Origin of the sequence: Staphylococcus lutrae (assembly GCF_002101335.1) — a bacterium.
Classification (GTDB): domain Bacteria; phylum Bacillota; class Bacilli; order Staphylococcales; family Staphylococcaceae; genus Staphylococcus; species Staphylococcus lutrae.
The window spans coordinates 88,163-102,837 of record NZ_CP020773.1 but is presented as its reverse complement, the minus strand read 5'-3'; the positions used below and the strand labels follow the sequence as shown (position 1 = coordinate 102,837).

Below are 14,675 nucleotides of genomic sequence, written 5' to 3'. Positions count from 1 at the left end.
TATGTTTTATGTCTACACTTATTAGTTTGTTACCTTTAATAGCGCTTTTCGCTCTCATGTGGTTTTTTATGATTCGCCCTCAACAAAAGCGTGCTAAAGAACATCGTCAAATGGTAGATCAATTACAAGTCGGTCAACGTGTCACTTCTATTGGTGGTATCAAAGGAACAGTACGTGCAGTTGATGAAACAACAGCAGTGGTTACTGTCAATGGAAAAGGAACAGAAATAACTTTTGAAAAACAAGCCATTAAGCAAGTTGATCCTTCATAATTATTGATTGTATTTGTTAATTTGAATACAATAAAAGACATGGCGAAACACCATGTCTTTTTTAATGCAAGTCGAAAATCACTTGCACATGATAGATGGGTTCAAGTATGCTTGTGACATAAGATAAAATGAGGTGTTCATGTGAAAAAAGTAAGTAGATGGATTACCTTTATTGTACTGGTTGTCTTGTTATTTGCGGGTATGGCAACAACGTACAAAAATGTAATCAAAAATGTTAACTTAGGACTTGACCTTCAAGGTGGATTTGAAGTGTTGTACCAAGTTAATCCGTTAGAAAACGGTGATAAGATTGATAATACGGCAGTACAGTCCACTGCAAAGACGTTAGAACGTCGTGTCAACGTTCTCGGTGTATCGGAACCAAAAATTCAAGTAGAAGATCAAAATCGTATTCGTGTGCAACTTGCAGGCGTGACAGATCAAAATCAAGCGCGTAAAATTTTATCATCACAAGCGAATTTAACGATACGTGATGCAGATGATAAAGTTTTATTAACGGGTAAAGATTTAGTTCAAGGTTCTGCAAAACAAGAATTCAAGCAAAATACGAATCAACCCGCAGTCACTTTTAAATTAAAAGATAGCGAAAAGTTTAGAAAGGTGACTGAAGAAATTTCTAAAAAGCAAGAAAATGTTATGGTGGTTTGGTTGGATTTCCAAAAAGGGGACAGTTATGAAAAGGAAAAAACAAAAGAAGATCCTAAATTCATTTCTGCCGCTTCTGTCAATCAACCGATTAACTCTACGAATGTAGAGATTTCTGGTGGATTCCGTGGTGAAAAAGGAATCACAGAGGCAAAACAGATTGCCGACTTATTAAATTCTGGTTCATTACCTGTTAATTTAAAAGAAATTTATTCTACATCAGTCGGTGCACAATTTGGTCAAGATGCATTAGATAAAACAATTAATGCTTCAATCATTGGTGTAGGTATCATTTTCTTATTCATGCTCATGTTTTATCGTTTACCAGGATTTGTAGCAGTCATCACGTTGACGACTTATATTTATTTAACATTGGTCGCATTCAACTTTATTTCAGGCGTTTTGACATTGCCAGGTCTTGCTGCACTCGTGTTAGGGGTAGGGATGGCTGTTGATGCAAATATTATTATGTACGAAAGAATCAAAGATGAGTTACGCATTGGTCGAACTTTAAAGCAAGCATATAAAAAGGCAAATAAAAGCTCATTTATTACAATTTTGGATGCGAACTTAACAACCGTCTTAGCCGCAACTGTGTTGTTCTTCTTCGGTGAAAGTTCTGTTAAAGGTTTTGCAACAATGTTATTGCTGGCTATTTTAATGAGTTTCGTGACGGCTGTCTTTTTAACACGACTTTTATTATCGCTTCTTGTTTATTCAAATTACTTTAAGAAAAAGTTATGGTGGTTTGGTGTTAAGCAAAAAGAAATACATCATATTAATGACGGTCTTGATGTTTCCGACTTAAGTACACCATACGATAAAATTGATTTTATGAAATGGGCAAAACCATTATTTGCGTTCAGTGGTATTGTAATTTTAGCTGGGGTCATTATTTTAGGTCTATTTAAGTTGAATCTTGGAATTGACTTTACATCAGGAACACGGATTGACCTTCAAAGTAACCAACCATTAACGCAAAATCAAGTTGAGAAAACAATGACATCCATTGATTTAAAACCGAATCAGTTGTCCATTGGAGGAAGTAAAAACGAAAATGCTTCAATGCAATTTAAACGGGATTTAAATAAAGATGAAATCGCTAAAGTGTCAGATAAATTAAAACAAGAATATGGGAAAGAACCTTCCGTAAATACCGTATCACCAGTTATCGGTCAAGAATTAGCGAAAAATGCGATGTTGGCAGTTTTAATCGCTTCTATCGGTATGATTATTTATATTTCATTACGTTTTGAGTGGCGTATGGGTATTGCATCCATCGTTTCATTGCTGCATGATGCGTTTATGATTATTGCTGTATTTAGTTTGTTCCGTTTAGAGGTTGATATTACATTTATTGCAGCGGTATTAACTATTATTGGTTATTCCATTAACGATACGATTGTGACATTTGACCGTGTACGTGAGATGTTGACTAAGATCAAAGTGATTACGACGGAGGAACAAATCGACTACATCGTTAATAGCTCAATTCGCCAAACGTTAACGCGTTCGATTAACACTGTTTTAACGGTTGTTATTGTCGTTGTTGCATTGCTTATTCTAGGGGCAACAAGTATTTTCAACTTTTCACTCGCACTCCTCATCGGACTTGTTTCGGGTGTGTATTCTTCAATCATCATTGCCGTACCACTATGGGGCATGTTGAAGAAGCGAGAGTTGCGTAAATCTCCAAATCATAAATTAACTGTTTATAAACGTAAGCGCTCAAATGAAGAGAAAGTGCTCGTATAGTCATATAGGCTAAATGTAGAGGGATAGGACAAAATGATTGTTCTAGTCCCTCACTCTTTTTATTTAGCGCGGATTTCGATATAATATTTTTGGAAGAAAGCGGCGGTGAAAGAGATGATTAAATCTAAATACAAATGGCAAACGATCCAAAACGATTGTAAGATCGAGCAAGAGGTCAGTGACCAATTTAAATTAACACCCATCATGCGAAATATTTTAGAAAGTAAAGGCTACACGACAGCTGAACAGATTGCACAAATTTTAGATTGTACAAAACAATCCGCGCATGAGCCGGGGCGATTAAGCGACATGGAAAAAGTTGTGAATCGTATACATACAGCCATTCAAAAGCAAGAGAAAATTCTTGTATACGGCGATTACGATGCAGACGGTGTGACTTCTACAACGATAATGGTAAAGACGCTACAACAACTCGGTGCAGTTGTCGGGTGGTATATTCCAAATCGTTTTACTGAAGGATACGGGCCCAATGAACTGGCTTTTAAAAATGCTTATGATGAAGGCGTCACACTTATTATCACAGTCGACAACGGCATTCAAGGTCATGCAGAAATTGAAATGATACAACAACGCGGTGTCGATGTGATTGTGACTGACCATCACGAAATGGGTGATACGTTACCTTCTGCTTATGCCATCGTTCACCCTATGCACCCTGATTTTGACTATCCATTCCATAGTTTATGTGGTGCGGGAGTCGCATTAAAATTAGCACAAAGTTTATTAGATGACATTCCGAAATCATTCTGGATTTATGCCATGATTGGGACGATTGCGGATTTAGTATCCTTAACGGATGAAAATCGTTATATCGTTCGTCAAGGCCTTAAAGAAATCAATCTTCAAGCACCTCACGCGATAGCAGCGATTTTGAAACAAGCGCAACACCAGGATGATATTACTGAGGAAACAATTGGTTTTATCATTGGACCGAGATTAAATGCTGTTGGGCGACTTGATGATGCCGCCCTTGCTGCTGAACTATTGATGACAGAGGACAAGGAAGAAGCATTGTTTCTAGCTGAACAGGTAGAACATTTTAATATTGAGCGCAAAGCTATTGTGAAGACGATTGTAGATGAGGCCATGTTGATGGCTGAGGCATTGATTCAAGAGGGGCAGCAATTTCTAGTGTTAGCAAATGAAGATTGGCATGAAGGTGTGCTTGGGATTGTGGCTTCCAGAATTGTGGAGACTTTTCACTTGCCGACGATGGTTTTAAATATCGATCAACATCAACAACATGCCAAAGGTTCTGCTCGAAGTATTTCGCAAGTCTCTATGTTTCAAGCATTATCGGCACAACAACATTTGATAACTAAATTCGGTGGTCATCATATGGCAGCCGGTTTAACACTGCCTATCGATCAAGTAGATGCCTTACGAGCAGCGCTTAATGACTGGATGCACAATCATGTGAAAGGGGATGAATTACAACCCATACAACGGGTTGATGTCGTTTTATCAACCGATGATATTACGGTTGACCAAATTCAATCTATCGAAAGACTGCGCCCCTTTGGTACGGATTTTAATAGACCCGTTTTTCAAGTCAATCAGTTAACGATTCAACAATGTAAAGCTATAGGTCAACAACAAGCACATTTAAAATTGACTTTCAATGAACAGCATTTACAAGCGCTTTTTTGGAATCAAGGGGCATTTTCAAATGAGTTAATGTCAGGACAACATTTGGACGTGACTGGTACATTACAAATAAACGAATGGAATGGTCAACGCACGCCTCAAATGATATTAACAGATATAAAAAGTAATGAGCGACAAATTTTAGATTATCGTAGCAAAAATAAACGTTTACCTTTATTTGATGAAGCGGCACGTGTCTGTTTTCTCATTCATCCTAATCGTGATAAGCAGTCTCCCCATGATTATTATTATGGAGAAGCGATTCCAGAAATGTATGAAAAATGTATCATGCGTGACTTGCCACTCACATTGGAAGATGTTCAATTATCTTGTCGTTATTTAAATACATCCCAAATCTATCTCGTCTTTCAACATCAACGTTCAATTTATTTTGAAGGTCTTCCACAAGACGATGAATTTAAAAAATGTTATAAAGCATTGTATCAAAAAGGGCGGACTGATTTGGAAAAAGAAGGTCTTGCGCTCAGCCAATTTATTCATGTCAAACCGATGATGTTAAAATTTATTTTAAAAGTTTTTCTTGACTTAGGACTCATTTCTCAAAAAAATGGTATAATCGAGATTGTGCATTCGACTGATAAACAACCGATACGTTCGAGTCGTGTTTATCAAGCACGTGTTCAACGTATTGAAGTAGAAAAACAGTTATTGTATGAAGAGTTTGGTGCCATTAAGTCTTGGATAGAAAATGAGTTGGCAAGGAATGAATGAGGAGGATTTTAATGGACTTAAAAAAATATGTGTCGGAAGTAAAAGATTGGCCTAAAGAAGGGGTTAATTTTAAAGACATTACAACGATTATGGATAACGGCGCAGCATATGGGTACGCCACGGATCAAATTGTCCAATTTGCTAAAGAAAGAAAAGTTGATATCGTCGTAGGACCAGAAGCGCGTGGTTTTATCATCGGTTGTCCGGTAGCATATGCTATGGGAATTGGTTTTGCGCCAGTGCGTAAAGAAGGGAAATTACCTCGAGAAGTCATTCGATATGAGTATGAACTTGAATACGGACATAATGTTTTAACGATGCACGCAGATGCCATTCAACCTGGACAACGTGTATTAATTACTGATGATTTGCTTGCAACAGGTGGTACGATTGAAGCGGCCATTCATTTAGTAGAAAAACAAGGCGGGATTGTTGCCGGTATCGCATTTATTATTGAACTAGCCTATTTGAATGGTATTGAAAAGATTAAAGATTATGATGTGATGCGTTTAATTACGTATAATGAATAAGCGCAATTGCTGACACGTGATGGGATGCCCATCAATAAAGATGAATGTAAGTCAAAACAACTTCACCTTAATATTTAAGTGAGGTTGTTTTTTTGGCATCATTTGGTGTTGTCGTGTTGGGTCGAGACTACAAAATATAAAATATGACGTAATCATGTGCAGAGTTGGGGGAATCCATAACGCGACGGTTCAATTATTTGCTGTCATGTAGTATGATAGAATTATTATTTATCACGTGGGGGTGACCTAATGAATAACGAATATCCATATAGTGTTGATGAAGTTTTACATAAAGCCAAAACATATCTAGATGAAGCACAATATGAATATGTGCTCAAAAGCTATCATCTTGCTTATCAAGCACACGAAGGACAATTTCGTAAAAATGGCTTACCATATATCATGCACCCCATTCAAGTCGCAGGTATCCTAACAGAAATGCATCTTGATGGGCCAACAATTGTTGCGGGTTTTTTACATGATGTGATAGAGGATACACCTTACACATTTGATGATGTTGCAGAAATGTTTAACGTAGAAATCGCGACCATTGTAGATGGTGTAACAAAATTAAAAAAGGTGAAATACCGGTCTAAAGAGGAACAACAAGCAGAAAATCATCGGAAATTGTTCGTTGCAATTGCTAAAGATGTACGTGTCATATTAGTGAAACTCGCCGATCGATTACATAATATGCGCACATTACGTGCAATGCCACGTGAGAAGCAAATTCGCATTTCCAAAGAAACGTTGGAAATTTATGCCCCATTAGCGCACCGTTTGGGGATTAATACCATCAAATGGGAGTTAGAAGATATTGCATTAAGATATATCGATAATGTTCAATATTTTAGAATTGTTAATTTGATGAAGAAAAAACGGAGTGAACGGGAAGCCTATATTGAAAATGCGATTGAAAACATTCGTAAAGAAATGGACATCATGAATATTGATGGTGAAATCAATGGACGTCCAAAGCATATATACAGTATCTATCGAAAAATGATGAAGCAAAAGAAACAATTCGATCAGATTTTCGACTTGCTTGCCGTCCGTGTCATCGTCAATTCGATTAAAGATTGTTATGCAGTGCTTGGGTTAGTTCATACACTGTGGAAACCAATGCCGGGTCGTTTTAAAGATTATATTGCGATGCCAAAGCAAAATCTATACCAATCATTACATACGACTGTTGTAGGTCCGAATGGCGATCCGTTAGAAATTCAAATTCGTACATTTGAAATGCACGAAATTGCTGAACATGGGGTGGCAGCGCATTGGGCGTATAAAGAAGGCAAACAAGTCGCAAAAGATGATACGCATTATAGTCAAAAGCTCAACTGGTTAAAAGATATTGCAGAAACAGATCATACATCATCAGATGCCCAAGAATTTATTGAATCTATGAAGTTTGACCTCCAAAGTGATAAAGTCTATGCTTTTACCCCTGCGAGTGATGTGATTGAACTCCCCTATGGTGCGGTACCTATTGATTTCGCATATGCGATTCATAGTGAGGTCGGCAACAAAATGATAGGAGCAAAAGTGAATGGTAAGATTGTACCGATTGACTATGTGCTTCAAACTGGGGACATTGTTGAGATTCGCACGAGCAAACATTCATATGGTCCAAGTCGTGATTGGTTGAAAATTGTCCGATCATCGAGTGCTAAAAGTAAAATAAAAAGCTTTTTCAAAAAGCAAGATCGCTCATCCAATATTGAAAAAGGTAAATTCATGATTGAAGCAGAGTTAAAAGAACAAGGGTATAAACCGGATGATCTTTTAACTGAGCAAAATATGAAAATTGTCAATGATAAGTATAATTTCTCTAACGAAGATGATTTGTATGCCTCAGTCGGCTTTGGAGGGGTGACAGCCTCACAAATTGTTAATAAACTCACTGAGCGTATTCGTATTGAGAATAAACAAAGAGCATTGAATCAAGCGCAACAAGTGACAAAATCGGCACCTATTAAAGATCATATCACTACGGATTCGGGTGTTTATGTCGAAGGATTGGATAATGTCCTAATCAAATTGTCAAAATGTTGTAATCCTATACCAGGGGACAAAATTTTAGGCTATATTACAAAAGGGCATGGGATTAAAGTCCATCGTACAGATTGTCCGAACATCAAAAATGAAAAAGAACGCTTAATTGATGTTGAGTGGGTAAAATCTAAAGATGCTTCACTAAAATATCAAGTCGATTTAGAAGTCACGGCGTACGATCGAAATGGGCTATTAAACGAAGTGTTACAAGCTGTGAATAGTACTTCAAGCCAACTCATCAAAGTAGCTGGGAAATCGGATATCGATAAAAATGCAGTGATTAATTTAAGTATTATGGTGAGAAATGTACATGAAGTTTATAAAGTTGCAGATAAAATCAAACAACTCGGAGATATTTATACTGTCACGCGAGTTTGGAATTAGGAGTGCGTATATATGAAAATCGTCGTACAAAAAGTTCGATCAGCGCGTGTTAAAAACCATCATATCGAACGACACATTGAACGAGGTTTGTGCCTATTAGTCGGTATTGGCGAGGGAGATACAGAAGCAGATGCGCAAGTATTAGCTAAAAAAATTGCGAACTCTCGTATTTTTGAAGATGATAATCAGAAGTTAAATTTGAATATTCAACAAATCAACGGCGAGATTTTATCCATCTCCCAATTTACTTTATATGCGGATGTTAGAAAAGGGAATCGTCCAGGCTTTTCTCGAGCTATGGCACCAGATGAAGCGAATCGCTTATATGGCTATTTTAATGATCAGTTGCGTTCGTTTAATCTTTCGGTTGAGACGGGAGAATTTGGAACGGATATGCTTGTAGACATACAAAATGAAGGGCCCGTTACCATTATATTTGAAAGTGAAGAAGGAAAAATTTTATGAATCAGTTTGAACGATGGCTACAGCAAAAACGTATTCGTCCGCAACGGTTTTATGGTATTTGCCTCACACTCTCTTTAATCGGCATTATTGCGATTTCCTATTTAGTGTTACGCCATAGCGATTCAGATCATATCGTGTTGATTGAAGATGCTGAAATTAGAACGGGACCCAATGCGGCATATCCTGTACTTTATGCTATCCATCAAGGTGATGAATTTGTCCAAATTGGTAAATCTGGAAAGTGGATTCAAGTCCGTTCAACTAATGGCAAGCAAAAGGGATGGATTGCGGGATGGCATACAAATCTTGATATTCCAGCAGATGAAAACCCAAGAGCGAATCCATTGAAAAATAAAACAGTGATCATTGATCCAGGACATGGTGGTGCAGATCAAGGCGCTTCCAGTCAAACGGGTAAGAAAACGTTGGAAAAAGATATCACATTAAAAACGAGCTTGGAATTGAAAGCACGCCTTGAAAAAGAAGGCGCTAAAGTAAAAATGACCCGTACAACTGATACGTACGTTAAATTGAACGATCGTCATTTAAAAGGCGATGTCTTTTTAAGTGTGCATAACGATGCGCTTGAATCTCGTAATGCGAACGGTGCAACGGTGTATTGGTATCATGAACAACAAGAAGGATTGGCGGAAACATTAAACGCGAGCATCCAAAAGAAAGCGATGCTATCCAATCGAGGAGCGAGACAAGAGAATTATCAAGTGCTAAGACAAACTGAGATGCCTGCTGTATTGTTAGAACTTGGTTATATCAGTAACCCAACCGATACCATCATGATGAATGATGAAAACCACCGAAAAATCGTTGAGGAAGCGATTGTGGACGGATTAAAAACATACTTTTTAAGTTAAAGGCTTGAAACGATTTATAAAAACATGTATGATAGAGAGTGAATTTTATATTTATTTACCGTTTGTATTCTTGAAAAACTAGGCGAAAACGCAAAGAGAAGAAGAGAGTTTATCCGTCGGCTGAAAGATAAACCTTTGTGCATAGTGGAACACAAGAAGAGGGACTTTATGAAAATAAAGCGTGTTGCTCGCGATAAGAGTGAAGAGTGAAGAACAAATGGCGTGTTTGTTCTTAATTAGGGTGGCAACACGGCATAAAGTACGTCCCTTGTATGTTGATGAACATACAGGGGGCTTTTTTTAGTACGCCCGGCATGGGTAACAACTTGACGGTGAAAGTCCGTTACAGGCTTGGTAGTAGGAACTGTTAGCGAATGACAAGGGTGTCCATCGTGAGGTGGAATCTAAAGGAAGTCGGACGCAAACACGCGCACCGACGAACAGAAACATCATACTAAGGCTATGTAGAATGGATGAGTCTGCTGAACAAGATGAAGTCCCATACTACCCGAGTTCTATATCGTAAATGATGCGGTGGCATGAGTGGAAAGGGGTTACACCTTACCCGGGGAGGTCTCATCAGCGATAGAAATATCGTAGTAACAACGAATGATGAGAAGTCAGCAGAGGTCATAGTAGGGGAAATGTACCGAAGGACCGAACGATATTCAATACAAAGTAAAGATTGGAGGTTACAGATTTACGACGTACAGAATACGGGAAACCGGCAGCTTATGGAAGGATAAGTAGTGGAACGAAAAAGAATACATAAGTGTGTATAGTAAATCTTAGGTGAAATGAAAGAAATGTATCGTAAGTCTCCATCTTTGATGGAGCTTGTTGTAAGACCACACAACATAGAAAAAGCAATCAAGAAGGTTAAGAAGAATAATGGAGCTCCTGGAATTGACGGCATGAAAGTCAGTGAACTGAATGCTCACTTTGCGCAATACTTTTCACAGATAAAACAAAAACTGCTTGATGGGTCATACAAACCCCAAGCAGTCCGAAAAGTTGAGATTCCCAAACCAAATGGGAAAATGCGTGTGCTTGGTATTCCTGTCGCTAGAGACAGAGTGATACAACAAGCGATTAAACAAGTGATTGAACCTGGCATCGACCGAACATTCTCAAATCATAGCCACGGTTTCAGACCTCATCGTAGCACAGGAACAGCACTTAAGCAATGTGCTGCCTACTATGAAGAAGGTTATAAAATAGCCGTAGATTGTGACTTGAAACAGTGCTTTGACATGTTGAATCATGATAAGCTCATGTATTTGTTCGAACGTCATGTTCAAGATAAGTCAATTTCCACATTTATCCGTAGAAGCTTACAAGTCGGTGCCATTGACCTATCTGGCGAAGTCGCAGAAAGAAAGATAGGTGCACCACAAGGGGGCGTTATCTCTCCCTTACTCTGTAACATCTATCTACATGAACTGGATAAAGAACTCGAAAAGCGTGGACATCGTTTCGTACGATATGCAGATGACTTTGTCATCTTTGTACGTACAAAACGTGCAGGTGAACGCGTAATGTCGAGTGTCACGAAATTCATTGAAAAGCAACTGAAGTTGGTTGTCAATGAAGATAAAAGTAAAGTAGGAGCAGTTTCACGTTTAAAGTTCTTGAGTTGTCTAATCACCAAGGTAAATGGGGTTTGTCGTTTCAGACCGACTACGGAAGCAAAAAGAAATTTAATACGCGCCTTAAGGAAAATAACGAAACGAAATAGACCCGGTACTTTTAAAGAAATTATCGCTGAAATTAACCAAGTGACGAGAGGTTGGATCAATGACTTTGGTAGAGGTTTTATCAGAGGATTTATTGAAACCACGCAATCTTGGCTAAACCGCCGACTTAGACAACTCATTCTTAAACGGTGGAAAAGAGTAAGAACGAAATATAAGATGTTGCGCCAATATGGTCTTGACCATAGAAGTGCAATGAAAATCGCACAGTCTCGCAAGAAATATTGGCGGTTATCAAACACGTACGAGGTTCATCGTGCACTTACAACAAAACAACGCTACAAGTGGGGGTTAATACCATTAACCCAGCTTGCAGAGTTGGCTTACGCAAGATATTGAACCGCCGAGTACGGAACCGTACGCTCGGTGGTGTGAGAGGACGAATGGCCAATTAATGGCTATTCTCCTACTCGATTTCACATTCTCGTTAGGAACGGATAATTAAGATGATGAAAAAGGAGCGATTATATGATACACATTCAACGTGGAACTCAAGATATATTACCAGTAGAAACTGAAAAATGGCGTTACATTGAACAAAAATTACACCGTCTTATGGAAGTTTATAATTATAAAGAAATTCGAACACCTATTTTTGAAAGTACGGATTTATTTGCGCGTGGCGTTGGAGATTCGACGGATGTCGTACAAAAAGAAATGTATACGTTTAAAGATAAAGGCGACCGCAGTATTACATTACGTCCAGAAGGTACAGCAGGCGTCGTTCGTAGTTATATCGAAAATAAAATGCAAGGCTTACCCAATCAACCTGTTAAATTGTATTATAATGGGCCGATGTTCCGTTATGAGCGAAAGCAAAAAGGGCGCTATCGTCAGTTTAATCAATTTGGTGTTGAAGCAATTGGTTCAGAAAATCCAAGTATCGATGCAGAAGTGTTGGCTATGGTTATGCATATTTATCAATCATTTGGTTTGAAAAAGTTAAAACTTGTGATTAATAGTGTGGGTGATATTGAGTCTAGAAAAGCGTATCAAGAAGCATTACGTGAGCATTTTCAGCCGGTCATTCACAATTATTGTCAAGATTGTCAGCAACGGATTAAAACGAACCCAATGCGTATCTTAGATTGTAAAGTGGATCGTCACCAACCTGAAATTCAAACAGCGCCTGCTATTGAAGATTTCTTCAATGAAGCGTCTAAATCGTATTTCGAAGCGGTGAAATCACATTTAGATCGATTAGGCGTACCATACGTAGTGGATCCTAGACTTGTGCGAGGTTTGGATTATTATACGCATACTGCATTTGAATTGATGATGGATAATGAAAATTATGATGGTGCAATTACGACATTATGTGGTGGTGGCCGTTATAACGGGTTATTAGAATTGTTAGATGGGCCTAATGAAACAGGCATTGGATTTGCATTAAGTATTGAAAGATTGATTTTAGCCTTAGAAGAGGAAAATATTGCTTTTCCACAGTCGAATCATATTGATTTATTTGTTGCAACGATGGGAGAGGAAGCAGATCAATTTGCCGTTACACTCCTAAATCGCCTCAGACATCAAAATATATCAGTGGATAAAGATTATTTATCACGAAAATTAAAAGGTCAAATGAAACAAGCTGACCGTCTCAATGCGACATATACCCTTGTTATTGGTGAAGAAGAGCTAAAAACAGGTGAAGTCGCAGTTAAACATATGGCAAGTGGGGAATCAAAAACAATGAAATTTGAAGAAATAGACAGTTATATTCATGGAGGGAAAGCATAATGAACAAGAGAACGACATACTGTGGTTTAGTGACTGAAGCGTATTTAGGAAAAGAAATCATACTTAAAGGATGGGTTCACAATCGACGAGACCTCGGTGGACTTATTTTCGTAGATTTGAGAGATAGAGAAGGTTACGTACAAGTCGTTTTCAATCCTGATTTCTCAAAAGAAGCATTAGAAATCGCCGAACGAATTCGCTCTGAATATGTGGTTGAAATCAAAGGGACTGTTACAAAAAGAGCAGAGGAAACGATTAACCCTAAAATTAAAACGGGTCAAGTCGAAGTGCAAGCCCAATCTATTAAAATTATTAATCAAGCTGAAACACCGCCATTTTCAATCAATGAGGAAAATTTAAATGTCGACGAGAATATTCGCTTGAAATACCGTTATCTTGATTTACGACGTGAGAATTTAGCCCAAACCTTTAAAATGCGTCATCAAATTACACGTTCTATTCGTCAATTTTTAGATAACGAAGGGTTTTATGATGTAGAGACGCCTGTTTTAACAAAATCAACACCTGAAGGCGCACGCGACTATCTTGTCCCTTCTCGTGTCCATGATGGGGAGTTTTATGCATTACCGCAATCACCACAATTATTTAAACAATTATTGATGATTAGTGGTTTTGATAAATATTACCAAATTGTTAAATGTTTCCGTGATGAGGATTTACGTGCTGATCGTCAACCGGAATTTACTCAAATTGACCTTGAAATGAGTTTCGTTGAACAAGAAGATGTGATGCAATTAGGAGAAGCAATGGTTAAGAAAGTCGTTGCTGATGTGAAAGGATTAGAAATGACTGAGGCATTTCCTCGTATGACTTATGCAGAAGCGATGGCACGTTACGGTACAGATAAACCTGATACGCGTTTTGGGATGGAACTCTTGGATGTTTCAGAATTAGGAGAAATAATGGAATTCAAGGTGTTTAAACATGCAGTTGAGAGCGGAGGACAAGTCAAGGCACTTGTAGTTGAAGGCGCTGCAACAGACTATACACGTAAAGATATCGATGCTTTGACGGAATTTGTAAACATTTATGGTGCTAAAGGATTAGCATGGGTTAAAGTTGTAGACGATGGGTTAAATGGTCCAATTGCTCGATTCTTTGAGGATCAACATGTCGTGAAATTACAAGAATTAACGAATGCCAAATCCGGAGACTTAGTTCTTTTTGTTGCGGATTCTAAAGAAATCGTTGCACAAAGCTTAGGTGCTTTACGAAATAAATTAGGTAAGGAACGCGGGTTGATTCAACCGGATCAATATCATTTCTTATGGGTGACAGACTGGCCATTACTCGAATATGATGATGAGTCTAAACGTTACGTTGCGGCACACCATCCATTCACTTCACCTAAAGTGGAAGATATTGAGTTGTTAGAAACGGCTCCTGAAAAAGCACAAGCACAGGCATATGATCTTGTGTTAAACGGATTTGAGCTTGGTGGCGGTTCTATCCGTATTCACGATGGTGAACTTCAAAAGCGGATGTTTCAAGCACTCGGGTTTTCAGAGGAAGCTGCACAAGCGCAATTCGGTTTCTTATTAGACGCATTTAAATATGGTGCACCGCCACACGGGGGTATTGCACTTGGATTAGATCGTTTTGTAATGATTTTAAGTGGTCGTACGAATTTACGAGACACCATTGCCTTTCCTAAAACAGCATCCGCTACAGACTTAATGACTGATGCGCCAAGTGCTGTTTCAGAAAGACAACTTGATGAACTTTCGTTACGCATCAAACTATAGGGATGTGACGTACAAA

10 protein-coding genes are annotated in these 14,675 nt (G+C 38.3%); all 10 read left to right on the top strand.

Features of this window, described 5'->3' with window-relative positions:
- Window positions 1-8: 8 nt before the first annotated feature.
- Window positions 9-272: a preprotein translocase subunit YajC gene (gene yajC / locus B5P37_RS00535; RefSeq protein WP_085236086.1), complete on the top strand. Its 264-nt coding sequence runs from the start codon at window positions 9-11 to the stop codon at window positions 270-272.
- A gap of 141 nt (window positions 273-413) precedes the next feature.
- Complete coding sequence (gene secDF, locus B5P37_RS00530) at window positions 414-2,693, top strand: protein translocase subunit SecDF (protein WP_085236084.1); 2,280 nt, start codon at window positions 414-416, stop codon at window positions 2,691-2,693.
- A gap of 114 nt (window positions 2,694-2,807) precedes the next feature.
- Complete coding sequence (recJ, locus tag B5P37_RS00525) at window positions 2,808-5,093, top strand: single-stranded-DNA-specific exonuclease RecJ (RefSeq protein ID WP_145951841.1); 2,286 nt, start codon at window positions 2,808-2,810, stop codon at window positions 5,091-5,093.
- An 11-nt stretch (window positions 5,094-5,104) separates the two neighbouring features.
- Window positions 5,105-5,623 carry an adenine phosphoribosyltransferase gene (locus B5P37_RS00520; protein ID WP_085236080.1) on the top strand — a complete coding sequence of 173 codons (519 nt, stop codon included), beginning with the start codon at window positions 5,105-5,107 and terminating at the stop codon, window positions 5,621-5,623.
- Window positions 5,624-5,872: 249 nt separating this feature from the next.
- Entirely contained in the window at window positions 5,873-8,062 is a 2,190-nt protein-coding gene (locus tag B5P37_RS00515) for a RelA/SpoT family protein (protein ID WP_085236078.1), read from the top strand.
- Between the two features lie 12 nt (window positions 8,063-8,074).
- Entirely contained in the window at window positions 8,075-8,527 is a 453-nt protein-coding gene (gene dtd, locus B5P37_RS00510; RefSeq protein WP_085236076.1) for a D-aminoacyl-tRNA deacylase, read from the top strand.
- The gene (locus B5P37_RS00505) at window positions 8,524-9,399 is read left to right on the top strand and encodes an N-acetylmuramoyl-L-alanine amidase family protein (RefSeq protein ID WP_085236074.1); all 876 of its coding nucleotides are present in this window, start codon (window positions 8,524-8,526) and stop codon (window positions 9,397-9,399) included. Before dtd ends, B5P37_RS00505 begins: the two co-directional genes overlap by 4 nt.
- 806 nt (window positions 9,400-10,205) lie before the next feature.
- Window positions 10,206-11,492: a group II intron reverse transcriptase/maturase gene (ltrA, locus tag B5P37_RS00495; protein ID WP_085236070.1), complete on the top strand. Its 1,287-nt coding sequence runs from the start codon at window positions 10,206-10,208 to the stop codon at window positions 11,490-11,492.
- A gap of 129 nt (window positions 11,493-11,621) precedes the next feature.
- Window positions 11,622-12,893 (top strand): histidine--tRNA ligase, encoded by a 1,272-nt coding sequence (gene hisS / locus B5P37_RS00490; protein ID WP_085236068.1) that lies wholly within the window; start codon window positions 11,622-11,624, stop codon window positions 12,891-12,893.
- Window positions 12,893-14,659: an aspartate--tRNA ligase gene (gene aspS, locus B5P37_RS00485; protein WP_085236066.1), complete on the top strand. Its 1,767-nt coding sequence runs from the start codon at window positions 12,893-12,895 to the stop codon at window positions 14,657-14,659. Before hisS ends, aspS begins: the two co-directional genes overlap by 1 nt.
- Window positions 14,660-14,675 lie beyond the last annotated feature (16 nt).

What these genes read in the sequence shown, in the direction of transcription:
- dtd (WP_085236076.1), top strand. Translation starts at nt 8,075, where the DNA reads ATGAAAATCGTCGTACAAAAAGTTCGATCAGCGCGTGTTAAAAACCAT.
- hisS (WP_085236068.1), top strand. Translation starts at nt 11,622, where the DNA reads ATGATACACATTCAACGTGGAACTCAAGATATATTACCAGTAGAAACT.
- B5P37_RS00520 (WP_085236080.1), top strand. Translation starts at nt 5,105, where the DNA reads ATGGACTTAAAAAAATATGTGTCGGAAGTAAAAGATTGGCCTAAAGAA.
- B5P37_RS00505 (WP_085236074.1), top strand. Translation starts at nt 8,524, where the DNA reads ATGAATCAGTTTGAACGATGGCTACAGCAAAAACGTATTCGTCCGCAA.
- aspS (WP_085236066.1), top strand. Translation starts at nt 12,893, where the DNA reads ATGAACAAGAGAACGACATACTGTGGTTTAGTGACTGAAGCGTATTTA.
- B5P37_RS00515 (WP_085236078.1), top strand. Translation starts at nt 5,873, where the DNA reads ATGAATAACGAATATCCATATAGTGTTGATGAAGTTTTACATAAAGCC.
- recJ (WP_145951841.1), top strand. Translation starts at nt 2,808, where the DNA reads ATGATTAAATCTAAATACAAATGGCAAACGATCCAAAACGATTGTAAG.
- yajC (WP_085236086.1), top strand. Translation starts at nt 9, where the DNA reads ATGTCTACACTTATTAGTTTGTTACCTTTAATAGCGCTTTTCGCTCTC.
- ltrA (WP_085236070.1), top strand. Translation starts at nt 10,206, where the DNA reads ATGTATCGTAAGTCTCCATCTTTGATGGAGCTTGTTGTAAGACCACAC.